Here is a 26,203-nt window from a genome sequence, read left to right on the forward strand (position 1 = left end):
ATGTCCTACCCGCCACCGCCCGGAGGCCCCGGCCAGGCCGGGCCGTACGGGCAGCAGCCCCAGCAGGGAGCGCCGCCCGGCGGGTGGGCCCCCCAGGGCGCGCCGGGGATGCCGCAGGGCCCGGGCATGCAGGCCGGTCCCGGGATGCAGGCCGGTCCAGGCATGCCTCCCGGCCCGGGGATCGCGCCGGCCCCCGGCATGCCCCCCGCCCCGGGCATGCCCGGCCCAGGATTCCCCGCCCCCGCCATGCCCGGCATGCCGCCCGTCCCCGCACCCGCCCCGCGCGGCAGCGCGGCCCGTTCCTGCCTCACCGCCTTCCTCGCCGTCGTCGGCGCCCTCGGGCTGCTCGGCGGCGGCGGGCTGGTCGCGCACGCGTACTCCAACGCGAGCCAGGTCACCTCCAACCGCAGCGACTACGGCGCCACGATGTGGCGCAACGAGCCCGTCGACAAGCTCTTCCCCGAGGCCCTCGGCACCGCCAAGGACACCCGGACCCTGGACATCGACCCCAAGCACGCCCAGTGGCACCGCCTCGGCATCTCCGAACAGACCGGATGTGACCAGGCGTTGAGCGGCCCCCTCGCGGCCAAGGTGCACAAGCTCGGCTGCCTGGGCGCCCTGCGGGCCACCTACGTCGATCCGACGGGCAACACCGTCGCGACGGTCGCCGTGATCGCCCTGCCGAAGGGCACCGATCCCGAGGAGATGCACGCCTTCTTCAGCGACGAGGGGGACAAGGAAAGCCCTCCGCAGCAGGTGAAGGCGTTCGCCGTCCCGGGCTCCCTCGCGGCCCGGTGGAGCGATGCGCGCCGCAACGCCTCGGCGGGAGCGGGGAGTTCCTCGGACCTTCCCTACGCCTTCGCCGCCTCCGCCGGCGCGGTCGACGGCCGCGCGGCGGGCCGGTTGCCCGGCGAGTTCGGCAGCTCCGCCGATCACGGCGAGCAGGACCGCGTGCCCTGGGAGGGCGCCGCATCGAGCCTGGTCAGCCAGCTGAACCTGCACACCACCGACCTGCTGGACAAGGAGACGACGACATGAGGGTCCGGCGCATCGGATCGGCGGCGGCCGCGGCCGGGCTCGGCGCGCTGCTGTGCGTGACGGCCGCGACGCCTGCGTCCGCCACCCCCAGGAGCTGGGAGTACCAGGCGCTCGGCCTCGCCGCGGCGCAGCGGACCGCGCAGGGCGAGGGCATCACCGTCGCGGTCCTGGACAGCGGCGTCATGAAGGACCACCCGGCGGTGGCGGGCCGGGTGACCACCGGCCCCGACTACTTCAAGGACGGCCTGCACCCCGGCGATTCGCGCTGGGGCGGCCATGGCACCGCGATGGCCTCGGACGTCCTCAAGGTCGCCCCGAAGGCGCGCATCCTGTCCGTCCGCGTGATCGACGACAAGAAGGAGCACAGCGGCCTGCGGCACGGGCCCAGCCCCGTCGCCGAGGGCATCGACTACGCCGTGGACCACGGCGCCCGGGTCATCTCCATGTCGCTCGGCGGCGAGCTGTTCGGCCGCGAGTTCAACGAGGACGAGACCGACGCCCTGGCCCGCGCGACGCAGAAGGGCATCCCGGTCATCGCCTCCGCGGGCAACGACGCCGAGGTCTTCAACGAGACCTCGTTCCCGGCCGGTTATCCGGAGGTGATCGCCGTCGCCGCCACCCAGCAGGGCGGCAGCCGCGCCGCGTTCTCCACCGTACGGACCTACAACGCCGTGGCCGCGCCGGGCGTCGGCATCGTCAGCGCGAAGAACACCGGCGGCTACGAGGCGGTCAGCGGCACCTCCCCCGCCGCGGCGCTGACCTCCGGCACCGTGGCCCTCATGCTCTCCCGGAACCACCGGCTGACGCCCGCTCAGGTGCGCGCGGTGTTGACGAAGACGGCCCACCATCCGTCCGGCGGGTACAGCCCCCTGGTCGGCTACGGACAGATCAACGCCGCGGCCGCGGTCCGCGCCGCCGCCCACCCGCCCACCGTCGCGACGACCCCGGCGAAGTTCCACGGCAACGAGCACCCGGCCGGGCAGGACGGCACGTCCAAGACCACCCACCCTTCCCTGGAAACGGGTATGACGACGGTCGGGTACAGCGCGGCGGGCGTGGGCCTGGCGATGGTTCTCGGCGCCGTCCTGATCGGCGTCCTGGGCCGCCGCAAGACGCGGGCGCAGGGGGCGCCGACGGGGCCGACAGGCCCGATGGGACCGATGGGACCGATAGGACCCACGGGCCCGGCACCCGCCTTCCCCGCCCAGGCCCCACCCCCGGGCTCCCCGTACTAGGGACCGCCCGAACCGCCCGCCCCCACACCACCTTCTTTCCCCCAAGGAAAGAAGGTGGTACTTTCCTTACAGGAAAATACTCGTACGGCCAGCGAATCGGGGACGCTCATGACCTCTTACGATGCCCAGACCGCGCTCGACGCCATACACCACCGCCAAGCGCAGACCCGTGACGCCTACGCGCGCCACGCCTCCACGTCCTACGGGCTCATCGCGGCACTTGCCGTGTTCGCCACGGGGTCGTCCGTCGATCTGACGGGGACCTGGGGCCTCATCGCCAGGCTGGCAGGGGGCGCCCTGATCGCGGCCGGACTGACCGTGCAGTACCGCCGGACCCGCGTGCACAGGAAGCGCTCCGCCGCGGGAACGCTTTTCGCGGTGGCGGTGGCGGCAGTTGCCCTCACGGCCTTCATCGCGGCATCGATGCTCGCCTGGGCGATCCGTCTGCCGGTCCCCTCCGTACCCGCCGCGGCCGTCGCCGCCCTGGTGACGCTGGTGGCCACGTACACGGCCCGCCCGATCGTCGAGAAGATCATCTCCAGGAGGGGCGGGCAGTCCGATGGACCCGGACTTCGATGAATTCCTGCACGTACCGGCCCGGCTGTCGATCGTCGCGCTCCTGGCTCCGGCCGACTGGGTGGAGTTCGGCTTCGTACGCGATGCCGTCGACACCAGCGACTCCGCCCTGTCCAAACAGATCGCGGCGCTGGCCGACGCGGGCTACGTAGAGGTACGCAAAACCCGGAACCGCACCGGACGCCACACCCACCTCCACCTCACCCCGCACGGGCGACAGGCACTTCAGCGGCACGCCTCGGCCCTGGAGAGAATCGTGGCGGCAGCGCGGGTCACAGCAACGGGCGACTGAGCCTCCCGGCCCGACCGCCCCTGACATGCAAGCCCACGCACAAGGCAACGCACAAGGCAACGCAAGAGCCCCGCCATCCCTCCCAGGACAGCGGGGCTCACCAGACAACAAGCAACGAGCACCGGTCACTTCAACCCGCGCGCGACCTCCGTGGCCCAGTACGTAAGGATCATGTCGGCGCCCGCCCGCTTGATGCCGGTCAGGGCCTCCAGGATCGCCTTGTCGCGGTCGATCCAGCCCTTCTCCGCCGCCGCCTCGACCATCGCGTACTCACCCGAGATCTGATACGCCGCCACCGGCACATCCGCCTCGTCCGCGATCCGGGCCAGCACATCCAGATACGGCAGCGCCGGCTTGACCATGACCATGTCGGCGCCCTCCTCCAGATCGAGCGCCAGCTCGCGCAGCGACTCGCGGAGGTTGGCCGCGTCCTGCTGGTACGTCTTGCGGTCGCCCTTCAGCGACGACCCCACGGCCTCCCGGAACGGGCCGTAGAACGCCGACGAATACTTCGCCGTGTAGGCGAGGATCGACACGTCCTCATGGCCGGTCTGGTCCAGCGCATCCCGGACGACGCCGACCTGGCCGTCCATCATCCCGCTCGGGCCGACCACATGGACGCCCGCATCGGCCTGGACCTGCGCCATCTCGGCGTACCGCTCCAGCGTCGCGTCGTTGTCGACCCGCCCCTCGGCGTCCAGGACGCCGCAGTGGCCGTGGTCGGTGTACTCGTCCAGGCACAGGTCCGACATGATCACCAGGTCGTCGCCGACCTCGGCCCGTACGTCCCGGATGGCGACCTGGAGGATGCCGTCGGGGTCCGTACCCGCCGTACCGGCCGCGTCCTTCTTCTCGTCCAGCGGGACGCCGAAGAGCATGATCCCGGCGACCCCGGCCTCGACCGCCTCGACGGCCGCCTTGCGCAGCGTGTCGCGGGTGTGCTGGACCACGCCCGGCATGGCGGAGATCGGCGCCGGCTCGCCGATGCCCTCCCGCACGAAGGCGGGCAGGATCAGATCGGCGGGGTGCAGACGGTACTCGGCCACCATCCGCCGCATGGCGGGGGTGGTACGCAGGCGCCGCGGCCGCGCCCCGGGGAAGCTTCCGTACTTCGTCATACCACCCACGCTACGCCCGCCCCGCACCCGCCTTTGCCGACGCGACGTCGGCCGCAGGCCGCCGCGTTCAGGCCGCGCAGGCGGTGTCGGCGGACGTGGGCGGTGCGGGACGGCAGTCACGACAGAGCCCGGGCCTCAGGGCACGGAACGCGCGCTCGCAGCCGTCGCAGGTCTGCAACGGGTGGGGGCGCGGGGCGGCCGGTGCTACGGAGGCTTCGGGGAGGGGCGGCGGCAACAGTTCCCGCAGCCGGTGGGCGAGCAGCCCGGCCGGGTTCTCCAGGTCGGCCGGAAGGCGCGCGGTCAGCGTGCGCTGGACGGCGGCCGGGCTGGCACCGTTGTCCAGCCAGGCGGCGAGCGCGGGGGCCAGCCGGCGGATGTCCCGCTCGGCGAGCGTGAGCCGGTCGTCGCTCCGCCGCAGGCCCGCGAGCAGCACGACGGCCGCGCGGTACTGCGGCGTACGGGGCGGCTCCGGGGGCTCGGGCGGGGCGGGAGCTACCGGTGGGGCGGGCAGCACGGGCGCGGGCGGTACCGGACCGGACCGTACGGGCACGGGCGGTACGGTCCGAGCCGGGCGGGGCTCCCCCGCGCCAGCACCGGCACCAGCACCGACACGTCCCGCCGAGGACATCGTGGGCGCCGCGGCCGCAGGATCGTTGTACGCATAAGTCCGCGTGATCACCCGTCCACCGGCCGTCCGCTCCCGCACCCGCGCGAGATACCCCTGGGCCTCCAACTCCCGTAGCGCAAAGGCGATCCGGTCGCGCCCCTCCGGGAACCGGGCAGCAAGGGTCCGGATGTCGACGGAGGCTCCTTCGGGCAGCGACAGGATGTAGGTCGCCAACCCGACCGCGGTCAGGGACAGTTCACGGTGCTGCGCGAGGTGATTGCCGATGATCGTGTACCGATCCGGCTGACGGCGCCTGACATGGGTGACCCCGGTGTGGGGGGTGACCCTTCGCCGAACACGGGACTGCGGGCGCACAGCGGCGCTAAGCTGCTTCTCAGCCATCAGGAAGGCCACACTTCCTCGGATGGTCAGGCCCTCGCACTGGGATGCCAGTCCCGGCGGGGGCCATCACATGTCTGCGGTTGTTGGGCCCGAGCCTGCCCGCCCAAACTCCTCACGCGCCAGCCGAGTTGAGCCGATTCACCCCCGTGAGTGACGAAACCGGGGTTTGGTGGGTTGGGAAAGGTTCTTTCCCCAGGTCCTTTGTCCTTTGACCGCCTGCCGCACCGCGACCCGGCCCACCGGGTCCCGCGTTTCCGGGCGCCGGTTCGTCAGCCCTGGACAGCGGCCGCGGCGGCGCGCTCCTCGCCTTTGCGCCGCGCCCGCTTGCCGTACAGGGAGGTCCACACCACGAGGGCGCCGAGGAGGCCGTAGATCAGGAACGGGCTGACGGCCACCACGGTGTCCACGCTGAGCGTGTACGCAAGCCCGACCCGGACCAGGGCCTCCAGGCAGTAGGCCACGCCCCAGACCGTTGTCATCGTGATGACGGTCTTGCGGAATCCTTCGAACTGCCACAGGCCGTTCCACCAGGCGGTGCTCGCGGCGGTGCCGTCGGTGGCGAACTTGCGGCCGAAGTAGAACATCAGCGGGCGCGGAGCCGGCAGCGTCGCCAGACACAGCAGCCCGAACAGCCCCGTGACGGCGGAGTCCTTGAGCAGCAGAGCGCGGGCCGAATGCGCGCCCACGAGCGACATCACGGCCGTGATCACCAGGAACACCAGGGTGACGAGGGCGAATTCGTCGAGCCGGCGGCGCCATACGAGGTGGACGACGCTGTCGAGCACCGGCCAGGCGCCGCCCGCCAGGAGCGCGGCGACCTCGCTCCAGCCGTGGTCGTGGAGCGCGTTGTACGTGAGAACCGGGGCAACGACGTTGAGGGCGATGGTGAGGATCCAGCCGACCGCGGCGGCACTCCCGGACCGGGCCGGCGGCGTCGGGCGCTCCTCTGGCTGAGCCGTTCTCGCGTCCGATGCGCTCCGAGCGCCCTGCGTGTTCGTGGTGTCTTGAGCGGGCACGCTTCCCCCTGAAGTGCCTGACAACTGGTGTGGCGCGAACGTAGAACAGGCCCTTGGCCGGGAACCATGGCCCGCGCACCAAATGATCACCAAATCTGACCGGAATGGCTAATTCCGGCCATCCCCGGCGCGGGACCGCGGCGCCGCCCACGGATATGACGCGAAAGGGCGCCCCCAAAAAGGGAGCGCCCTTCCTGCAATGCGCCGACTGTCCCGCTCAGCTGCGAGCCCGCCTCCGCGAGCCCGGACGGCGCTCGCTCGGCCGGGTGACCGGATCACCGGCCTCCAGCGCCGCATCGCGCCGCGCCGCGCCGAAGTCCGCGAGGGCTTCGGCGAGCTTGTGCACCGACGGCTCCGGCGACATCACATCCACCCGCAGCCCGTGCTCCTCGGCGGTCTTGGCGGTGGCCGGGCCGATACAGGCGATCACGGTGACGTTGTGCGGCTTGCCGGCGATACCGACGAGGTTCCGTACGGTCGACGAGGACGTGAACAGGACCGCGTCGAAGCCGCCGCCCTTGATCGCCTCACGGGTCTCGGCCGGGGGCGGCGAGGCGCGCACGGTCCGGTAGGCCGTGACGTCGTCGACCTCCCAGCCCAGCTCGATCAGCCCGGCGACCAGCGTCTCGGTGGCGATGTCGGCACGGGGGAGGAAGACCCGGTCGATCGGGTCGAAGACGGGGTCGTACGGCGGCCAGTCCTCCAGCAGCCCGGCCGCGGACTGCTCGCCGCTCGGCACCAGGTCCGGCTTGACGCCGAAGGCGACCAGGGCCTTGGCGGTCTGCTCGCCGACCGCCGCGACCTTGATCCCGGCGAACGCACGGGCGTCCAGGCCGTATTCCTCGAACTTCTCGCGGACGGCCTTGACCGCGTTGACGGAGGTGAAGGCGATCCACTCGTAACGGCCGGTGACCAGGCCCTTGACCGCACGTTCCATCTGCTGCGGGGTGCGCGGCGGCTCGACGGCGATCGTCGGGACCTCGTGCGGCACCGCGCCGTAGGAGACGAGCTGGTCGGAAAGCGACGCGGCCTGCTCCTTGGTCCGCGGTACCAGGACCCGCCAGCCGAACAGCGGCTTGGACTCGAACCAGGAGAGCTGGTCGCGCTGCGCGGCGGCGCTCCGCTCACCGACCACGGCTATGACGGGCTGGCCGCCGTCCGGGGAGGGCAACACCTTGGCCGCCTTGAGCACCTGGGCGACGGACCCGAGGGTCGCGGTCCAGGTGCGCTGGCGGGTGGTGGTGCCGGCGACGGTGACGCTGAGCGGGGTGTCGGGCTTGCGGCCCGCGGTGACCAGCTCGCCGGCGGCCGCGGCCACCGAGTCGAGCGTGGTGGAGACGACGGCCGTGGCGTCGCTGGCGCCGACTTCGGACCAGCAGCGGTCGTCGGCCGTGCGGGCGTCGATGAACCGCACGTCGGTGCCCTGGGCGTCGCGCAGCGGGACACCGGCGTACGCGGGCACGCCGACGGCCGCGGCGATGCCGGGGACCACCTCGAAGACGATTCCCTCGGCGGCGCACGCCAGCATCTCCTCGGCGACGTTCCCGTCGAGGCCGGGGTCGCCGGTGACTGCACGCACGACCCGCTTGCCCGCACGGGCGGCCGCCATGACAAGATTGGCGGTGTCCCTAAGGGCAGGGACACCGGCGGGGATTGACGCCTCGTCAGCCGACGCCTGCGGTGTGTCCACGTGCGCGCGGGCATGCACGCGCACGACGTCCAGCACCGGTGGATCGGCGATCAGTACGTCCGCGGAGGCCAGCGCCTCCACGGCGCGCAGCGTCAGCAGGCCCGGGTCTCCCGGCCCGGCACCCAGGAAGGTGACCTGACCAGCGACGGAGTGGTTTGGGGCGGTGGGGTTCAAAGTGCTCGCTCCCCCATCAGACCGGCCGCACCCTTTGCGAGCATCTCGGCGGCGAGCTCCCGGCCCATGGTGAGCCAGGTCGCGTCGTCGTCAAGAGAGGCAGGTACGTGCCCGGTGGTGGACAGCTGCACCAGCGTGCTGCCGTCGGTCGTGCCGACGACAGCGCGCAGGTGCAATTCGGTGACAGCCTGCTCGTCACGCTTGGGGCCTCCCGTGCTCGAACGAAGTCGAGAGCTTGGGGAAAGGTCGGCCAGCGCTCCGACGGGTGCGGAACAGCCGGCCTCCAGGGCGGCGAGCAGGGATCGCTCGGCGGTCACGGCGGCCCGCGTGTACGGGTCGTCGAGTCCGGCGAGCTGGGCGGCGAGCTGCACATTTGTGGCGGCACACTCGATCGCCAGGGCCCCCTGGCCGGGGGCGGGCAAAACCATGTCGGGCGACAGCAGCTGCGTCGCCTCGCTGATACGGCCGATCCGGGTGAGCCCCGCGGCGGCCAGGACGACCGCGTCGAGCTCGCCGTTGGCGACGAAGCCGATGCGGGTGTCGATGTTCCCGCGGACCGGCACGGTCTCGATGCGCTTGCCCAGCGTCCGGGCCCAGGCGTTGAGCTGGGCCATCCGCCGCGGCGAGCCGGTGCCTATGCGGGCGCCCTCCGGCAGCTGCGCAAAGGTCAGCCCGCCGGCGGCGATCAGCGCATCGCGCGGATCCTCCCGCTCGGGCACGGCCGCCAGGGTGAGCTCCTCGGGCTGCGCGGTGGGCAGGTCCTTGAGCGAGTGGACGGCGAAGTCGATGTCCCCGGCGAGGAGCGCATCGCGCAGCGCGGAGACGAAGACGCCGGTGCCCCCGATCTGTGCGAGGTGCTCGCGCGAGGTGTCACCGTAGGTGGTGATCTCCACCAGTTCGACGGCGCGGCCGGTCAGCTCGCGCACCGCCTCGGCGATCTGCCCGGACTGGGCCATGGCGAGCTTGCTGCGCCTGGTCCCCAGTCGCAGGGGTGTGGTGCGGTCGGTCATGAGGTGCGCTCCCGTGCTGCGTCGTGCCTGTCGGCGCGCGTGTCGGCCCGGCTGACGGCAGCAACCGTCTGCGGGTCGAGATCGAAGAGTTCGCGCAGCGCGTCCGCGTACCCGGCGCCGCCGGGCTCGCTGGCAAGCTGCTTGACCCGCACGGTCGGCGCGTGCAGGAGTTTGTCGACGACGCGGCGCACGGTCTGGGTGATCTCCGCGCGCTGCTTGTCGTCCAGATCGGGCAGGCGGCCGTCGAGCCGGGCGATCTCGCTCGTGACGACGTCCGCGGCCATGGTGCGCAGGGCGACCACGGTGGGGGTGATGTGCGCCGCGCGCTGGGCGGCGCCGAAGGCGGCGACCTCGTCGGAGACGATGCCGCGCACCTTGTCCACATCGGCCGCCATCGGCGCGTCCGCGGAGGCGTCGGCGAGCGTTTCGATGTCGACGAGGTGGGCGCCCTCGATCCGGTGGACCGCGGCGTCGATGTCGCGGGGCATGGCCAGGTCGAGCAGCGCCAGACCGTCCCTGTGGTCCGCACGCCCGGCCAGCGCGGCGGCCACCGCGTCGGCGCCCAGCACCAGGCCGGCCGCGCCCGTACAGGAGACGACGACATCGGCCTGCGCCAGCTCGGTGCCGACGGCGTCCATGGGCACGGCGCGAGCGGTCAGCCCCCTGGCCGCCCCGGGGGCGCCGGGCTCGGTGGGACTCGTACCGAATTGCTCTGCGAGCGTGGTGACGAGCCGCTCGGCACGCTCGACCGTACGGTTGGCGACCGCCAGTTCGGACACGCCGACGCGGGCGAGGGTGGTCGCGGCCAGCGAGGACATCGAGCCGGCGCCGATCACCAGCGCACGCTTGCCCGCGGCCCAGGACTCCACGTCGGCGGACCGGGCGAGCTGCTCCAGCCCGAAGGTGACCAGCGACTGGCCGGCCTTGTCGATGCCGGTCTCACTGTGGGCGCGCTTGCCGACCCGCAGCGCCTGCTGGAAGAGGTCGTTCAGCAGCCGCCCGGCGGTGTGCTGCTCCTGGGCGACGGCGAGCGCGTCCTTGATCTGGCCGAGGATCTGGCCCTCGCCGATGACCATCGAGTCCAGGCCGCAGGCCACCGAGAAGAGGTGGTGGACGGCACGGTCCTCGTAGTGGACGTAGAGATACGGAGTGAGCTCCTCCAGGGCGGCGCCGCCGTGGCGCGCCAGGAGGGTGGACAGCTCGGCGACACCGGCGTGGAACTTGTCCACGTCCGCGTAGAGCTCGATGCGGTTGCAGGTGGCGAGCACCGCGGACTCGGTGGCCGGCTCGGCCGACACCGCGTCCTGGAGCAGCTTGCCGCGCGCCTCCGGGCGCAGCGCGGCCCGCTCCAGCACGCTCACCGGCGCGCTGCGGTGGCTCAGTCCGACAACGAGAAGACTCATGCCGGCATCACGGCGGGAACGTCCCCGTCAGGTCCCTTGCGGTCGGCCTCGGCGGACGCGGCACGGGCCACCGCGGTGGGCGTGCCGCCCTCCTGGCCGCTCTCCTGGCCGGTTTCCTCGCCCGCCTTGCGCTGCTCGTGGAAGGCGAGGATCTGCAGCTCTATGGACAGATCGACCTTGCGTACGTCCACCCCGTCCGGGACGGTCAGTACGGTCGGCGCGAAGTTGAGGATCGAGGTGACACCGGCGGCGACCAGGCGGTCACAGACCTGCTGGGCGGCACCCGCGGGCGTGGCGATCACTCCGATCGACACGCCGTTGCTCTCGATGATGTGCTCCAGCTCATCGGTGTGCTGGACCGGGATACCCGCGACGGGCCTGCCGGCCATGGCCGGGTCGGCGTCTATCAGGGCCGCGACGCGGAAGCCGCGGGAGGCGAAGCCGCCGTAGTTGGCCAGGGCGGCGCCGAGGTTACCGATACCGACGATGACCACGGGCCAGTCCTGGGTCAGGCCGAGCTCGCGCGAGATCTGGTAGACGAGGTACTCCACGTCGTATCCCACGCCACGCGTGCCGTACGAGCCGAGGTAGGAGAAGTCCTTGCGCAGCTTGGCGGAGTTGACCCCCGCCGCGGCCGCGAGCTCCTCGGAGGAGACCGTGGGGACCGAGCGCTCGGAGAGCGCGGTCAGTGCACGCAGATACAGCGGAAGCCGGGCGACGGTGGCCTCGGGGATCCCTCGGCTTCGGGTCGCCGGTCGGTGAGTTCGGCCAGTTGCCACGGTGCTCCTGCGGGTAGAGCGGGGCTGCGGGCGCCGGCACGGAACCCGACCGCCCTGTCTCTCGCAGGCTATGCCTTTGTGAACGCGTGCACAAAGATGGTGTCCGGTTTGTCCGCCCAAAGTGACCGGGGTCACGCGGCTTTTCCCGGTATTCGCGGAACCAACTCCCACGTCACACCGTTCACTCGCTTCCCACTGATATCGCGGGAAAGCCGAGGGGAGCACAGGCCCTCACTCCTTGCCGCCGTACCCCCGGACACTTACCGAATCGCCCACCGATGGTAAGCGACCCGCCGCCGCCCGAGCGCCGCCGCGAAACCGGCACAATGGCGGTATGGCCCCCTTGTTCAGCCGCAGCTCCCGCAGGAATCCCGCCGAGGCGATGGTCACCCTCATCGGCAAGCCGGGCTGCCATCTGTGCGACGACGCCCAGGCCGTGATCGAGAAGGTCTGCGCCGAGACGGGCGCCTCCTGGGAGAAGAAGGACATCACCGAGGACGCCGAGCTGCACCGCACATACTGGGAACAGATCCCGGTGATCCTCGTGGACGGCAAACAGCACGACTTCTGGCGCGTCGATCCCAAGCGCCTGCGCGCGGCCCTGGGCGCCTGAGCCCCGGGTCACCCCGCGGCCGGCCGGAACATCACGCTCTTACCCAACCTTTTCTCACCGCAGGCCGTACAGACACGCGCCCGTAACCAGTCGCACCGAACAAACTGGCTACGCTACCGTCATGGCGCCCGCTCCCCAATGGTTCACCCGCCGCAGACGACCCGCCACGGCCCGCAGCGTGCTGGCCGGCGAGGCCGCGGCCGAGGCTGCCCGTAAGACCTCGCAGGAGGTGCCCGAGGTCGAGGAGGCCCCGGAGGAGCCGGAGTTCCCAGTCGTCGGCGACGAGGCGGCCGCCGCCTTCTTCGACCTCGACAACACCGTCATGCAGGGCGCCGCCCTCTTCCACTTCGGCCGCGGCCTGTACAAGCGGCACTTCTTCCACAAGCGCGATCTGGCCCGCTTCGCCTGGCAGCAGGTCTACTTCCGGCTGGCCGGATCGGAGAACCCCGAGCACATGGCGGACGTCCGCAACAGCGCGCTGTCCATCGTCCAGGGCCACCGCGTCGCCGAGTTGATGTCCATCGGCGAGGAGATCTACGACGAGTACATGGCCGAGCGCGTCTGGCCGGGCACCCGCGCGCTCGCCCAGGCCCACCTGGACGCGGGCCAGAAGGTCTGGCTGGTGACCGCGGCGCCGGTCGAGACCGCGACGATCATCGCCCGCCGGCTGGGCCTGACGGGCGCCCTGGGCACCGTCGCCGAGTCCGTCGGCGGCGTCTACACGGGCAAGTTGGTGGGCGAACCGCTGCACGGCCCGGCCAAGGCCGAGGCGGTGCGCGCGCTCGCCGCCGCCGAGGGCCTGGACCTGTCGCACTGCGCCGCCTACAGCGACTCGTCCAACGACATCCCGATGCTCTCGCTCGTCGGGCACCCCTACGCGATCAACCCCGACAGCCGGCTGCGCAAGCACGCCCACGAAAACGGCTGGCGGCTGCGCGACTACCGAACGGGCCGCAAGGCCGTCAAGATCGGCATCCCCGCCGCGGCGGGAGTCGGCGCCCTCGCCGGCGGCGCCGCGGCCGCGGTCGCGCTCCAGCGCCGCCGCCGCTGACCGCGCCGCTGCGCGCCCCTCACCGACCGCTTCGGGCACCCACCGCTGACCGTCCTTGATCACAAGGCGATCCGGCGGACCATCCATGCTGCCTACCCGCGTCGCCGCCCCGTCAGTCCCGTTGCTGGCGGTCAACCACAACACGCCCTCCAACCAGGCAGATTGCGTCACCTTCCGATCAATAGTTGCGCAATATTCGATACTTATTCCGCCACCAACCCGGCACGGACCGTAAGTAATCGATGATTTGAGCAACTGGGTGTAGCGCTGCCTGTACGAAGCGTTATTCTCCTCAGACGCAATCCGGAACCCGCACGTCGCTACGACGAGTGAATGGTCCCGCACTGCACGTGATGGAAGCTCTGCCTCTGGGAGTCCCGTGTACCCACACGTCGGGGTTGACGCCTCGGGCCTGGCTACGCTGCGTACGACGCTTGTCGGCCACCTGCGCAGTTTTGTCCCCACCGCGTACGCCGTCCCCGCATTCGCCTCAGCCGTCCCCGCTGCCGGCCCCTGCTATGCCCTGGCCGACGGGAGTGCTGCGGTCGCCAAGGCCGCCGGCAGGACCCGCCGCTCGGGCGCCGGCACGACCACCGCCCGCCGTCCCGCCGACAGCGACAGTCGTCGCATGATGGATCTCGTCGAACGCGCCCAGGCCGGCGAGGCCGACGCGTTCGGCCGCCTCTACGACCAGTACGCCGACACGGTCTACCGCTACATCTACTACCGCGTGGGCGGCCGGGCCACGGCCGAGGACCTCACCAGCGAGACCTTCCTGCGCGCCCTGCGCCGTATCGGCACCTTCACCTGGCAGGGCCGCGACTTCGGCGCCTGGCTGGTGACCATCGCCCGCAATCTCGTCGCCGACCACTTCAAGTCCTCCCGCTTCCGCCTGGAAGTCACCACCGGAGAGATGCTCGACGCCAACGAGGTCGAGCGCAGCCCCGAGGACTCGGTCCTCGAATCCCTCTCCAACGCCGCCCTGTTGGAGGCGGTCCGCAAGCTCAACCCCCAGCAGCAGGAATGCGTCACCCTGCGCTTCCTCCAGGGCCTCTCGGTCGCCGAGACCGCCCGCGTCATGGGCAAGAACGAGGGCGCGATCAAGACCCTCCAGTACCGGGCCGTCCGCACCCTGGCGCGGCTCCTGCCCGAAGACGCCCGCTGACGCCCCGACCTACCACCCCGACCACCCCCGCCCTCCGCCGCATCCACCAACTCCGCCACGCCGTACGGTACTTACGCCTGGTAGCCGACCATATCCGGTCGGTCAGATCATCGTGAGTGCGTAACCCGAGTGCCGCGGCGCTCGTTGTGCGGAATGCAGGCTCCATACGGTCACGCCATGCGCACCGCCTCTCACTCTTTCGGGTGGCGAGCGACATGGCGTTCAACCGTCCGGTCCGTCTGGACAGTCAAAGCCAGTCCGGGGAGTCGAGCGGGATGACGAGAGGAGGTGCCGCAGGTGATCGCGAATGTCTCGGCGCACCGGCGGGCCAACGCCTTCGCCCAGGCCCTGGAGGAGCAGGTCCTCCCGGGCGCGGCGGCCGAGGACCAGGTCGACACTCCGGCGCGGGCGCCGGACGAGGCACATCTGCTGAAGGTCACCGACGGCCTCGGCGGGCTGCCGAAGCCGGAGCTGGCCACCGAGGTCAAGACGGTACAGCGCGCCCAACTCGTCGCCGCGATGGAGGCCGCCTTCGCCGAAGGCGCCCCGTCCGACGACGCCAAGGTGCCCGAACAGCGCACGCCCAGGCGCAGCCACCGCGCCGCGCCGACGCTCGGCAAACTGCGGCCCCGCTCCCGGCTCTCCAAAGGGCTGGCCGCCGGGGGGCTGACGGTCGGCGTCGCCGCAGGGGCCTTCAGCGGCGTCGCCGCGGCCAGCACCGACGCCCTGCCCGGCGACTCCCTCTACGGCTTCAAACGCGGCATGGAGGACCTCCGGCTCAACCTCGCCGGCGACGACTCCGCCCGCGGTCGGCTCTACCTCGACCAGGCGGGCACCCGCATCGCGGAGGCCCGTCGTCTGATGGAGCGCGGCAAGGGCGGCGGCCACCTCGACCACGAGTCGCTCACGGAGGTCCGCCGGACGCTGGCCGGCGTCACCCATGACGCGAGCGAGGGCCACCGCCTGCTGCACGCGGCCTACGAACGCGACGGCTCACTGGATCCCATCCAGGCGCTGAACTCCTTCAGCAAGGCGCACCACACCAGCTGGAGGGAGCTGCGCGGCAGACTCCCCGTCCAGCTCGCGGACGCCGGCAACGAGGTCAGTTCGGTCTTCGCCGCCATAGACGACGAGGTCGGCCCGCTGCGCTCGCTGCTGCCGCAGCCCCCGGACGAGGCCAAGCGGCCGCGCCACGGCGCGCCCGCCGCCCCGGGCACCGAGTCCTCCCCGGGCGGCCGTGCCACACCATCCGGCGGCAAGCACGCCTCCGGCGCGCACGGCGACGGCTCCCACGCCCCGCGTCCTTCGGCCTCACCGCCCCAGGACGAGGGCCTGCTCGGCGGCGATACGGGCGGCCTGTTCGACCCGCCGGGCAAGAGCAGCCCCGCCCCGCACACCCGCCATCACACCCCCGCCCAGCCCGGCGTCACCCTCCCGCCGCTGCTGCCTGGTCTGCTTCCCGGCCTGGGCATCGACGGCGAGGACTCGTCGAAGTAGCGCGGTCGGCGCCTGGTGTTCTTCCGGTCCTTCCCTCGGAAGAACACCGGGCGCCGTCGCGCGTACGGCGTCAGAAAAACACCGACCGACGCTGCACCAGCAACTTGTACAGCGTGTGCTGAATCGTTTCCCGTACCTGATCGGTCAGGTTGAACATCAGCATCGGGTCGTCCGCCGTCTCCGGCGGATACCCCTCCGTCGAGATCGGCTCGCCGAACTGGATCGTCCACTTCGTCGGCAGCGGCACGGCGCCCAGCGGCCCCAGCCACGGGAACGTCGGCGTCAGCGGGAAGTACGGCAGGCCCAGGACGCGCGCCAGCGTCTTGGCGTTGCCGATCATCGGGTAGATCTCCTCCGCGCCCACGATCGAGCACGGCACGATCGGCACCCCGGCCTTCAGCGCCGTCGAGACGAACCCGCCCCGCCCGAAGCGCTGGAGCTTGTAGCGGTCCGCGAACGGCTTGCCGATGCCCTTGAAGCCCTCCGGCATCACCCCGACGACCTCACCGCGCTCCAGCAGCCGCTGCGCGTCCTCCGCGCACGCCAGGGTGTGCCCGGCCTTGCGCGCCAGCTCGTTTATCACCGGCAGGACGAACACCAAATCGGCCGCCAGCAGCCGCAGATGGCGGTCGGCCGGATGGTGGTCGTGCACCGCGACCTGGAGCATCAGGCCGTCCAGCGGCAGCGTCCCGGAGTGGTTGGCGACGATCAGCGCCCCGCCGTCGGACGGGATGTTCTCGACGCCCCTGACCTCGACCCGGAAGTACTTCTCGTAGAAGGGCCGCAGCAACGACATCAGGACCTGGTCGGTCAGCTCCTCGTCGTAGCCGAAGTCGTCGACCTCGTAGTCGCCGGTGATCCGCCGACGCAGGAACGCCAGCCCGCCCGCGAGCTTCTCGTCCAGGGACCGCCCGGCGCCCGGCCGGCGGCGCGCCACCGGCTCCTCGGGCTCGCTGCGCGCTTCCGGAACGGGCGCCAGCGCCGCGCCCTGGCCCGCGCGCTCGGCCCGTCTGGCCTTTCTGCGCGCCCGAGGCTCCTCGCCGAAGGGAATGACCTTGGCGTCCGCCATCGTGGGTGAGCTCCTTACTGGGTCGAGTCTCCGGCCGGGCCGCAGCGTGCGGGCAGCACACCGGCGAGCCGGTCGACGGTACGGGCGAGGGATTCGGGCGGCAGCAGCCCGGGGCCGCGGCTGCGGGCGAATTCCGCGAAGGTCTCGCCGGTGGTGTACTGCGGGTCGAAGCCGAGCGTCTCGCGCATCTGCGTCGTCTCCACCACCCGGCCGTGCGTCAGCATCCGGATCTGCTCCGGAGAGAAGTCCGTGATGCCGATGGCGCGCAGCGCCGTACCGGCCCAGGTCACCGTCGGCAGGAAGAGCGGCAGGGTGGGTCGCCCCAACCGCCGGGAGATCTGCGAGAGCAGCAGCACACCGTCCCCGGCGATATTGAACGTCCCGCTGTTGAGCGTGCCCCGGCGCGGCGCCGAGGAGGCGATCCGCAGCACTTCGAGGGCGTCTTCCTCATGGACGAACTGAAGCCGCGGATCGTAGCCCAGGACCGTCGGCCAGACGGGCAGTGAGAAGTACTCGGCGAGCGGGGAGTCCGCGCACGGCCCCAGGATGTTGGCGAAGCGCAGCACGCACACCGCGACATCGGGCCGGCGCCGGGCGAAGCCGCGGACATATCCCTCGATCTCGACGACGTCCTTGGCGAAGCCGCCGCTGGGCAGCGACTTGGGCGGGGTGGTCTCGGTGAAGACGGCCGGGTCCCGGGGCGCGGAACCGTAGACGCTGGCGCTGGATTTGACGACCAGGCGCTGCACCTTCGGAGCCTTCTGACAGGCGCCGAGGAGCTGCATGGTCCCGATGACGTTGGTTTCCTTCACGGCGGTGCGGCCGCCGCGGCTGCCCAGGGGCGTGCCGTTGATGTCCATGTGGACGACGGTGTCCACACCCGTCTCCGCCAGAACTCTGGCTATGGTGGGCTGCCGGATGTCGGCCTGGAGGAATTCGGCACCGCCCAGATGGTGCTCCGGTCGTACGGCGTCCACCCCGATCACCCGGTCGATTTCCGGATCGCGCCGGATACGGCGGATGAACCGGCCCCCCAGCTGGCGTGCTGCTCCCGTGACGAGCACGACCTTGCCCAAGATCAGCCCTTCCTTCCCGCCCTCGGCCTGCGCCTGAGTCGAGCTGTACGGGCCACGCTATCGGGTCGGTGTTGCGTGCTGATGACCGCAGGATGCCCTTCGCTCCATTTCGCGGCCAAGGCCCGCCCATACGGCCCACAGCGCACCGCGGCCCCCTGCCACAAGGAGTGGCAGGGGGCCGCGGAATCGCGATTCAGCGTCGCTTACTTCTTGTTACGACGCTGAACACGGGTGCGCTTGAGCAGCTTGCGGTGCTTCTTCTTAGCCATCCGCTTGCGCCGCTTCTTGATAACAGAGCCCACGACTACCCTCGCTCACTTCGAATCACTCGGTGCGGGGCGTCCGAGCCCACACTACCTACATCGGGCCAGCCTACCCGGCGCCGGGCGTACGGCGTAATCCGAGGGTCGCCGAGGGACCCGTCAGGCTGATTCCACCCCCACATAGGACTCGCGGAGATAGTCGTGAACGGCCTGCTCCGGAACCCGGAAAGACCTCCCCACCCGGATCGCGGGCAGATGACCGCTGTGCACCAAGCGGTACACGGTCATCTTCGACACTCGCATCACCGTGGCCACTTCCGCCACGGTAAGAAACACGACCTCGTTCAGAGGCCTCTGGTCTCCAGCCATGCCACACCTGCACCTTCCGCATAAGACGGTCACCGGCTTCCCCTCCGGTGACTCTTCGTCGCTATGCGCTCACTCCCCAGATTAGGGGCCAGTGATGCGAGTGGGGAAGAGGAGCAGCTAACGGCCGCCTTTCACAACAAACCCGCTCGATGAAGGACATAACGCACCAGGGGTCGGTAGTGCCCCGCCCGTACGGAATCATCGAGCGGCACCACCACGGACACCCACCCCTCCGCCTGTCCGACGAACAGCGCGGGGTCGTCCGTATCGGCCAGCCCGACCGCCTCGATGCCCAGCTGACCTGCTCCGCAGACCCATCCGTGGTCCCCGATCACCAGGCCCGGCAACGGCCCTCCGGCGTCCGCCGCGGCCGCCAGAGCGGTCCGTACCGGCAGCGGCGAATGGGTGTGCACGCCCCCCGCCGCGGGTGCTCCCCGCGCGCCCGCCTCGCGCATCAGCGCGACTCCCCGTACGTAGGCGAGCGACCGGGTGCGTACCCCGAACCTGGTCGCCATGTCGACACGGCAGCCATACGCCGGGGTGAGGACAGGGCAGCCCGCCGACGAGAGAGCGTCTGCGAGGGCGGCGTAGAACTCCAGCAGCCGGTGCGGATGGCCGGTACCGAGCAGCACCGGCGTTCGCCGGCCGGCCGCCTCGCCCACCCGGTCCGCGAATCCGTCCAGTGCCGCGATCGTACGGTCGGGATCGATCACATCGGGGCCAGAAGTGTGCGCGGGATCGACTGAAACGCCGCACTTCTGCCCCATCAGCCGCAGCACTTCCCCCATCGGCCAGTCCCCGTCGGGATCCAGCCCCAGCAGCACCCGCGGATCACGCGCCGCGAAGAGCCGGTAACGCCCCAGACTCTTCTCCCGCAGGGTCGCGATCTCCCCCGCCAGCCGCGCCTCGACCAGATGCGCCCGTAGCGCCTCGGTGCCCACCACGCGCCCATGCTCGTCCGCCGGCAGCCCACCGACCGCCCCAACCGACGGGTAGTCACACATCCGTGGGGTACGGGCGCGCGTACGGGCTTGACGGGTCGGGGCGGGGCGGACGCCAGATGCACCGTCCGACGGGCCGGCGGCTGTAACGCCGTTACAGGCAAGGCCGGTGACGGCCCGTCGCTACGGCAGCAGGCCGTGCGCGGGGAACACCGCGCGCCGGGTCGCCAGCACCGCCTGGTCCAGCCGGTCGGCGGGGTTGTAGCCGCCCTCGCCGAAATCCCGCCATACCGGCGCCCGGCCGTCCGTCATCCGCTGCGGCGCCAACTGCCGTGTCCGGCGGAAGACTTCATGCCGCCAGGCGTCCGGAATCACCGAGGCCGGATCGATCGGCCGGCCCGCCGCGATCGCCGCCAGATGCGTCCAACTGCGCGGCACCACATCCACCACCGCATAGCCGCCACCCCCGAGCGCCACCCACCGCCCGTCGGCCACCGTGTGCGCCAGCGCGTGGCAGGACTCCGCCACCGACCGCTGCGCATCCAGGCTCACCGCCAAATGGGCCAGCGGATCCTCGAAATGCGTGTCCGCGCCGTGCTGCGTCACCAGAACCTGCGGCCGAAAGGCCCCCAGCAACTCCGGTACCACGGCATGAAAGGCCCGCAGCCATCCCTCGTCACCAGTCCCGGCCGGCAGCGCCACATTGACCGCGCTGCCCTCCGCGCCCTCACCGCCGGTCTCCTCCGGCCAGCCGGTCTGCGGAAACAGCGTCCGCGGATGCTCGTGCAACGAGATCGTCAGCACCCGCGGGTCCTCCCAGAACGCCGCCTGGACGCCGTCCCCGTGATGCACGTCCACATCCACGTACGCCACCCGCTCGGCGCCCAGCTCCAGCAGCCGGGCAATGGCCAGCGCAGCATCGTTGTAGATACAGAACCCGGACGCCCCGCCCGGCATCGCATGGTGCAGCCCGCCCGTGAAATTCACCGCATGGAGCACATCGCCCCGCCAGACGGCCTCCGCCGCCCCGACGGACTGCCCCGCGATCAGCGCCGACGCCTCATGAATCCCCGCGAACGCCGGATCGTCCTCCGTCCCCAGGCCGTAAGAGACATCCGCCGCGGACGGATCGGCCGAGGCCGCACGCACCGCCTCGATGTAATCCTCGCGATGCACCAGCCGCAGCGTGGAATCCCCGGCCGGCTTGGCAGCGACGACCTCCAGAGGCCCGCGGTCGAGCTCGAACGCCTCCACCAGGCGCATGGTCAGCGCGAGCCTGACCGGATCCATCGGATGGCCGGGCCCGAAGTCGTAGCCCGTTACTGCCTCATCCCACATCAGCTGTGCGCGGCCGCTCATACGCGTCACCGTATCGGGCCTGCGGAGACCCGAACGAGCGGGCGTACACCAACGTCACCAGGACGAGCGCCATCGGGACGAGCATCGCGCCCCGATAACTCCAGGCGTCCCCGAGGGCACCGACCAACGGCGACCCGATCAAAAACCCCACATAGTTGAAAATATTCAGCCGCGCGATCGCCGTGTCCGAAGACCCGGCACCGCCCTCTTCGGACGCATGCCGCCCCGCCGCCGCAAAGGTCTGCGGCACGATCACACACAGCCCGAGCCCCACCAGCGTGAACCCGGCCATCCCCGACCACGCCCCCGGCGCCGCGGCCACCACGGCAAAGCCCCCCGCCGCGACCACCGTCCCGCACCGCACCACGGCAACCGCCCCGAACCGCCGCACGCCCAGATCCCCGACCGCCCGCCCGAGCAGCGTGGTGACCATATAGACGTTGTACGGAACGGTCGCCAGCTGCTCCGAACTCCCCAGCACATCCTGGAGATACTTGGCGCTCCAGTTCGAGACCGTCGAATCCCCGATATACGCGAACGCCATCACCAGACACAGCGGCAACAGCATCCGCATCGCGACCGGGGCCGCCTTGACGGGCGCGTCCTCTCCGGCCGCACCGTCCTGATCCACGAACCACCGGCCCACCACCACCGCCAACGGCACCACCACCAGCACCACCGGCCCGTACAGCACCGCCAGCGACAGATGCCAGTGCGCCCCCACCCACGCGAGCGACGCCCCGACGATCCCGCCCAGGCTGTACGCAGCATGGAAGCCCAGCATGATGCTCCGCCCGTACGCCCGCTGAAGGCTGACGCCGAGCATGTTCATCGACGCATCCAGCGCCCCCACCGACAGCCCGAACACCGCCAGCGCACACGCCACCTGAGCCATCGACCCGACCGCCCCCGCGGCCAGCAACGCCAGACACACCACCGGCTGCACACACCGCAGCACCCGGCTCGGCCGCACCCGCTTCACCAGATGCTCGGTACCGACGCTGCCGACCCCGGCCAGCACCGGAACCGCCGCCAGAAAGACCGGCAGCAACCCGTCCGAAATCCCGTACCGATCCTGAATCGCCGGTATGCGCGTCACCAGGAGCGCAAAGACCGCCCCCTGGATGAAGAAGCTGATCGCCAGCGACACCCGGCCGTGCCGCAGCCGCGCTCCTGGTACCCGTGGGGCCGTCATGGCCGCACAGCCTAGAACTCCCTGCTACTGCTGGGTAGATCGATCACATACCCAATTCCCGCCCGCACGCCTACTGAAGCAGCGCCGGCAACTCCCCCATCGCCCCGAACAACCCGGTCGCCCCGGCCTCGGCCAATCGCTCCCGCGACGTCATCGCCGTGAACCCGTACACCGCCATCCCCGCAGCCACGGCCGCCCGCACCCCGAGCACGCTGTCCTCCACCACCGCACACCGCTCCGGCGCAACACCGCTCACCCTCGCCGCATGCAGAAAAAGATCCGGCGCCGGCTTCCCCCGCCCCACGTCCTGCGAGGAAAAGACGCGTCCCTCGAACCGCTCCCACAGCCCGGCCTTCGTCAGCCCCACCCGGATGCGCTCATGACTCCCCGAAGAGGCGACGCAGTACGGCATCCCGTCCGTCGCCAGTTTCTCCAGCACCTCGGCCACCCCGTCGACGGGCTCCAACTCCCGCCGAAACGCCGCAAATACCCGCTCATGGAACGTCGCATCGAAGTCCGCCGGCAGCCGACGCCCCGACCGCTCCAGCACCACCTCATGAATACGGTGCATCGCCCCGCCCATGAAATCCCGCAGCGATTCCTCGTACGTGGTCGGGTGCCCCACTTCCGAGAGGTAACCGGCCAGCACCCGATTCGAAATCGGCTCACTGTCCACCAGGACGCCATCATTATCAAAAATGACCAGGTCATAGCGCATGCCCCGAGCGTACCGACCCCCGAACCATCGACCCCTGAACGCAGAAAGGCCCCGCACCATACGGTGCGGGGCCTCCCACAAAGATTGTTCGGCGGCGTCCTACTCTCCCACAGGGTCCCCCCTGCAGTACCATCGGCGCTGAAAGGCTTAGCTTCCGGGTTCGGAATGTAACCGGGCGTTTCCCTAACGCAATGACCACCGAAACACTATGAAGTTAACCAACCGGAGCATGACTCAACGGTCGTTACTTCAGAACCTACACAGTGGACGCGAGCAACTGAGGACAAGCCCTCGGCCTATTAGTACCAGTCAACTCCACACCTTACGGCGCTTCCATATCTGGCCTATCAACCCAGTCGTCTACTGGGAGCCTTACCCCATCAAGTGGGAGGGAGCCCTCATCTCGAAGCAGGCTTCCCGCTTAGATGCTTTCAGCGGTTATCCTTTCCGAACGTAGCCAACCAGCCATGCCCTTGGCAGAACAACTGGCACACCAGAGGTTCGTCCGTCCCGGTCCTCTCGTACTAGGGACAGCCCTTCTCAAGACTCCTACGCGCACAGCGGATAGGGACCGAACTGTCTCACGACGTTCTAAACCCAGCTCGCGTACCGCTTTAATGGGCGAACAGCCCAACCCTTGGGACCGACTCCAGCCCCAGGATGCGACGAGCCGACATCGAGGTGCCAAACCATCCCGTCGATATGGACTCTTGGGGAAGATCAGCCTGTTATCCCCGGGGTACCTTTTATCCGTTGAGCGACGGCGCTTCCACAAGCCACCGCCGGATCACTAGTCCCTACTTTCGTACCTGCTCGACCCGTCAGTCTCACAGTCAAGCTCCCTTGTGCACTTACACTCAACACCTGATTGCCAACCAGGCTGAGGGAACCTTTGGGCGCCTCCGTTACCCTTTAGGAGGCAACCGCCCCAGTTAAACTACCCACCAGACACTGTCCCTGATCCGGATCACGGACCCAGGTTAGACATCCAGCACGACCAGAGTGGTATTTCAACAATGACTCCACACCAACTGGCGTTGATGCTTCACAGTCTCCCACCTATCCTACACAAGCCGAACCGAACACCAATATCAAGCTATAGTAAAGGTCCCGGGGTCTTTCCGTCCTGCTGCGCGAAACGAGCATCTTTACTCGTAATGCAATTTCACCGGGCCTATGGTTGAGACAGTCGAGAAGTCGTTACGCCATTCGTGCAGGTCGGAACTTACCCGACAAGGAATTTCGCTACCTTAGGATGGTTATAGTTACCACCGCCGTTTACTGGCGCTTAAGTTCTCAGCTTCGCCACACCGAAATGTGACTAACCGGTCCCCTTAACGTTCCAGCACCGGGCAGGCGTCAGTCCGTATACATCGCCTTACGGCTTCGCACGGACCTGTGTTTTTAGTAAACAGTCGCTTCTCGCTGGTCTCTGCGGCCACCACCAGCTCAGGATGCAAGACCCCTCACCAGCAATGGCCCCCCTTCTCCCGAAGTTACGGGGGCATTTTGCCGAGTTCCTTAACCATAGTTCACCCGAACGCCTCGGTATTCTCTACCTGACCACCTGAGTCGGTTTAGGGTACGGGCCGCCATGAAACTCGCTAGAGGCTTTTCTCGACAGCATAGGATCATCCACTTCACCACAATCGGCTCGGCATCAGGTCTCAGCCTTAACGTGTGACGGATTTGCCTACCACACGGCCTACACCCTTACCCCGGGACAACCACCGCCCGGGCTGGACTACCTTCCTGCGTCACCCCATCACTTACCTACTACCACCTTGGGTCAGCGGCTCCACCACTCCCCTCAACTCCGAAGAGATCAGGGCGGCTTCACGGCCTTAGCATTAATGGGCTCAGTATTGGGCGTTTCAAAGCGGGTACCGGAATATCAACCGGTTGTCCATCGACTACGCCTGTCGGCCTCGCCTTAGGTCCCGACTTACCCTGGGCAGATCAGCTTGACCCAGGAACCCTTAGTCAATCGGCGCAAGAGTTTCCCACTCTTGTATCGCTACTCATGCCTGCATTCTCACTCGTGAACCGTCCACAACTCGCTTCCGCGGCTGCTTCACCCGGCACACGACGCTCCCCTACCCATCACGATCCCCGTTGGGGGTAATATCGCAATGACACGACTTCGGCGGTGTGCTTGAGCCCCGCTACATTGTCGGCGCGGAATCACTTGACCAGTGAGCTATTACGCACTCTTTCAAGGGTGGCTGCTTCTAAGCCAACCTCCTGGTTGTCTCTGCGACTCCACATCCTTTCCCACTTAGCACACGCTTAGGGGCCTTAGTCGATGCTCTGGGCTGTTTCCCTCTCGACCATGGAGCTTATCCCCCACAGTCTCACTGCCGCGCTCTCACTTACCGGCATTCGGAGTTTGGCTAAGGTCAGTAACCCGGTAGGGCCCATCGCCTATCCAGTGCTCTACCTCCGGCAAGAAACACACGACGCTGCACCTAAATGCATTTCGGGGAGAACCAGCTATCACGGAGTTTGATTGGCCTTTCACCCCTAACCACAGGTCATCCCCCAGGTTTTCAACCCTGGTGGGTTCGGTCCTCCACGAAGTCTTACCTCCGCTTCAACCTGCCCATGGCTAGATCACTCCGCTTCGGGTCTTGGGCACGCTACTCAACGCCCTCTTCGGACTCGCTTTCGCTACGGCTACCCCACACGGGTTAACCTCGCAACATACCGCAAACTCGCAGGCTCATTCTTCAAAAGGCACGCAGTCACGACATACGTGCAAGCACGCATGCGACGCTCCCACGGCTTGTAGGCACACGGTTTCAGGTACTATTTCACTCCGCTCCCGCGGTACTTTTCACCATTCCCTCACGGTACTATCCGCTATCGGTCACCAGGGAATATTTAGGCTTAACGGGTGGTCCCGCCAGATTCACACGGGATTTCTCGGGCCCCGTGCTACTTGGGTGTCTCTTAAACGAGCCGCTAATGTTTCAGCTACGGGGGTCTTACCCTCTACGCCGGACCTTTCGCATGTCCTTCGCCTACATCAACGGTTTCTGACTCGTCCCACAGCCGGCAGACTGTAGAAAAGAGATCCCACAACCCCAACCACGCAACCCCTGCCGGGTATCACACGTGACTGGTTTGGCCTCATCCGGTTTCGCTCGCCACTACTCCCGGAATCACGGTTGTTTTCTCTTCCTGCGGGTACTGAGATGTTTCACTTCCCCGCGTTCCCTCCACACTGCCTATGTGTTCAGCAGCGGGTGACAGCCCATGACGACTGCCGGGTTTCCCCATTCGGACACCCCCGGATCAAAGCTCGGTTGACAGCTCCCCGGGGCCTATCGCGGCCTCCCACGTCCTTCATCGGTTCCTGGTGCCAAGGCATCCACCGTGCGCCCTTAAAAACTTGGCCACAGATGCTCGCGTCCACTGTGCAGTTCTCAAGCAACGACCAGCCACCCGTCACACCCTGCCGAAGCAGAATTTCACCGGGGCCGGCATCGCGAAGGTTCAGACCGTAGTCCGCACCCTCAGATACCCAACAGCGTGCCCGACCCAC

General features: G+C 69.2%; 23 protein-coding genes and 2 rRNA genes. 8 read left to right on the forward strand and 17 right to left on the reverse strand.

Annotation, left to right across the window (positions count from 1 at the left end; all coding sequences use genetic code 11):
• The 4 genes from B1H19_RS19650 (at window position 1) to B1H19_RS19665 (ending at window position 3,141) form a co-directional block, all read left to right on the forward strand.
• Window positions 1-1,038: a hypothetical protein gene (locus B1H19_RS19650; protein WP_237289409.1), complete on the forward strand. Its 1,038-nt coding sequence runs from the start codon at window positions 1-3 to the stop codon at window positions 1,036-1,038.
• A complete protein-coding gene (locus tag B1H19_RS19655; protein WP_083105965.1) occupies window positions 1,035-2,273 on the forward strand; it encodes a S8 family peptidase in 1,239 nt (412 codons plus the stop codon). The genes B1H19_RS19650 and B1H19_RS19655 overlap by 4 nt, the downstream gene beginning before the upstream one ends.
• Before the next feature lie 108 nt (window positions 2,274-2,381).
• Window positions 2,382-2,852, forward strand: coding sequence for a hypothetical protein (locus B1H19_RS19660; RefSeq protein WP_083105966.1), 471 nt, complete (start codon window positions 2,382-2,384; stop codon window positions 2,850-2,852).
• Entirely contained in the window at window positions 2,833-3,141 is a 309-nt protein-coding gene (locus B1H19_RS19665; protein ID WP_083105967.1) for a transcriptional regulator, read from the forward strand. The genes B1H19_RS19660 and B1H19_RS19665 overlap by 20 nt, the downstream gene beginning before the upstream one ends.
• A gap of 125 nt (window positions 3,142-3,266) precedes the next feature.
• Here B1H19_RS19665 and hemB read toward each other — a convergent pair whose 3' ends face one another.
• The 7 genes from hemB to B1H19_RS19700 all read right to left on the reverse strand — a co-directional run bounded on the left by hemB (window position 3,267) and on the right by B1H19_RS19700 (window position 11,340).
• Complete coding sequence (gene hemB, locus B1H19_RS19670) at window positions 3,267-4,259, reverse strand: porphobilinogen synthase (RefSeq protein ID WP_083105968.1); 993 nt, start codon at window positions 4,257-4,259, stop codon at window positions 3,267-3,269.
• 67 nt (window positions 4,260-4,326) lie between these two features.
• Window positions 4,327-5,268 (reverse strand): helix-turn-helix domain-containing protein, encoded by a 942-nt coding sequence (locus B1H19_RS19675; RefSeq protein WP_083109749.1) that lies wholly within the window; start codon window positions 5,266-5,268, stop codon window positions 4,327-4,329.
• A 269-nt stretch (window positions 5,269-5,537) separates the two neighbouring features.
• Entirely contained in the window at window positions 5,538-6,284 is a 747-nt protein-coding gene (locus B1H19_RS19680; protein WP_335755938.1) for a VC0807 family protein, read from the reverse strand.
• A gap of 217 nt (window positions 6,285-6,501) precedes the next feature.
• Complete coding sequence (locus B1H19_RS19685; protein WP_083105969.1) at window positions 6,502-8,148, reverse strand: bifunctional uroporphyrinogen-III C-methyltransferase/uroporphyrinogen-III synthase; 1,647 nt, start codon at window positions 8,146-8,148, stop codon at window positions 6,502-6,504.
• Complete coding sequence (gene hemC, locus B1H19_RS19690) at window positions 8,145-9,158, reverse strand: hydroxymethylbilane synthase (RefSeq protein WP_083105970.1); 1,014 nt, start codon at window positions 9,156-9,158, stop codon at window positions 8,145-8,147. The genes B1H19_RS19685 and hemC overlap by 4 nt, the downstream gene beginning before the upstream one ends.
• Window positions 9,155-10,561, reverse strand: a complete 1,407-nt coding sequence (locus B1H19_RS19695; RefSeq protein ID WP_083105971.1) for a glutamyl-tRNA reductase — start codon at window positions 10,559-10,561, stop codon at window positions 9,155-9,157. The genes hemC and B1H19_RS19695 overlap by 4 nt, the downstream gene beginning before the upstream one ends.
• The gene (locus tag B1H19_RS19700) at window positions 10,558-11,340 is read right to left on the reverse strand and encodes a redox-sensing transcriptional repressor Rex (RefSeq protein ID WP_083105972.1); all 783 of its coding nucleotides are present in this window, start codon (window positions 11,338-11,340) and stop codon (window positions 10,558-10,560) included. The genes B1H19_RS19695 and B1H19_RS19700 overlap by 4 nt, the downstream gene beginning before the upstream one ends.
• Window positions 11,341-11,674: 334 nt before the next feature.
• On the opposite strand from B1H19_RS19700, the gene B1H19_RS19705 reads away from it, so the two are divergent.
• The 4 genes from B1H19_RS19705 (at window position 11,675) to B1H19_RS19720 (ending at window position 15,666) form a co-directional block, all read left to right on the forward strand.
• On the forward strand, window positions 11,675-11,953 hold the full coding sequence (locus tag B1H19_RS19705) for a glutaredoxin family protein (RefSeq protein WP_083105973.1): 279 nt from the start codon (window positions 11,675-11,677) through the stop codon (window positions 11,951-11,953).
• 121 nt (window positions 11,954-12,074) lie between these two features.
• The gene (locus B1H19_RS19710; protein WP_083105974.1) at window positions 12,075-13,004 is read left to right on the forward strand and encodes an HAD family hydrolase; all 930 of its coding nucleotides are present in this window, start codon (window positions 12,075-12,077) and stop codon (window positions 13,002-13,004) included.
• Window positions 13,005-13,383: 379 nt separating this feature from the next.
• On the forward strand, window positions 13,384-14,169 hold the full coding sequence (locus B1H19_RS19715; RefSeq protein ID WP_030067104.1) for an ECF subfamily RNA polymerase sigma factor, BldN family: 786 nt from the start codon (window positions 13,384-13,386) through the stop codon (window positions 14,167-14,169).
• A 297-nt stretch (window positions 14,170-14,466) separates the two neighbouring features.
• Entirely contained in the window at window positions 14,467-15,666 is a 1,200-nt protein-coding gene (locus B1H19_RS19720; RefSeq protein WP_083105975.1) for a DUF5667 domain-containing protein, read from the forward strand.
• A 70-nt stretch (window positions 15,667-15,736) separates the two neighbouring features.
• Here the strand turns inward: B1H19_RS19720 and B1H19_RS19725 are convergent, their stop codons facing one another.
• From B1H19_RS19725 to B1H19_RS19770, 10 genes are all read right to left on the reverse strand, one after another.
• Window positions 15,737-16,735, reverse strand: a complete 999-nt coding sequence (locus tag B1H19_RS19725) for a lysophospholipid acyltransferase family protein (RefSeq protein WP_083105976.1) — start codon at window positions 16,733-16,735, stop codon at window positions 15,737-15,739.
• 14 nt (window positions 16,736-16,749) lie between these two features.
• The gene (locus B1H19_RS19730) at window positions 16,750-17,811 is read right to left on the reverse strand and encodes an NAD-dependent epimerase/dehydratase family protein (RefSeq protein WP_083105977.1); all 1,062 of its coding nucleotides are present in this window, start codon (window positions 17,809-17,811) and stop codon (window positions 16,750-16,752) included.
• Window positions 17,812-18,014: 203 nt separating this feature from the next.
• Entirely contained in the window at window positions 18,015-18,113 is a 99-nt protein-coding gene (locus tag B1H19_RS19735; protein WP_003948845.1) for a 30S ribosomal protein bS22, read from the reverse strand.
• Between the two features lie 120 nt (window positions 18,114-18,233).
• Window positions 18,234-18,443 (reverse strand): helix-turn-helix domain-containing protein, encoded by a 210-nt coding sequence (locus B1H19_RS19740; protein ID WP_030067109.1) that lies wholly within the window; start codon window positions 18,441-18,443, stop codon window positions 18,234-18,236.
• Window positions 18,444-18,574: 131 nt separating this feature from the next.
• Complete coding sequence (locus B1H19_RS19745; protein WP_083105978.1) at window positions 18,575-19,387, reverse strand: phosphatase; 813 nt, start codon at window positions 19,385-19,387, stop codon at window positions 18,575-18,577.
• Window positions 19,388-19,567: 180 nt separating this feature from the next.
• On the reverse strand, window positions 19,568-20,743 hold the full coding sequence (locus tag B1H19_RS19750) for an acetoin utilization protein AcuC (protein ID WP_083105979.1): 1,176 nt from the start codon (window positions 20,741-20,743) through the stop codon (window positions 19,568-19,570).
• Complete coding sequence (locus B1H19_RS19755) at window positions 20,712-21,938, reverse strand: MFS transporter (protein ID WP_083105980.1); 1,227 nt, start codon at window positions 21,936-21,938, stop codon at window positions 20,712-20,714. Before B1H19_RS19755 ends, B1H19_RS19750 begins: the two co-directional genes overlap by 32 nt.
• Before the next feature lie 70 nt (window positions 21,939-22,008).
• Entirely contained in the window at window positions 22,009-22,656 is a 648-nt protein-coding gene (locus B1H19_RS19760) for an HAD family hydrolase (protein ID WP_083109751.1), read from the reverse strand.
• An 86-nt stretch (window positions 22,657-22,742) separates the two neighbouring features.
• A 5S ribosomal RNA gene (gene rrf, locus B1H19_RS19765) occupies window positions 22,743-22,859 on the reverse strand.
• Window positions 22,860-22,935: 76 nt separating this feature from the next.
• A 23S ribosomal RNA gene (locus B1H19_RS19770) occupies window positions 22,936-26,056 on the reverse strand.
• Between the last annotated feature and the right edge of the window lie 147 nt (window positions 26,057-26,203).

It is taken from the genome of Streptomyces gilvosporeus, from assembly GCF_002082195.1.
Taxonomy (GTDB): domain Bacteria; phylum Actinomycetota; class Actinomycetes; order Streptomycetales; family Streptomycetaceae; genus Streptomyces; species Streptomyces gilvosporeus.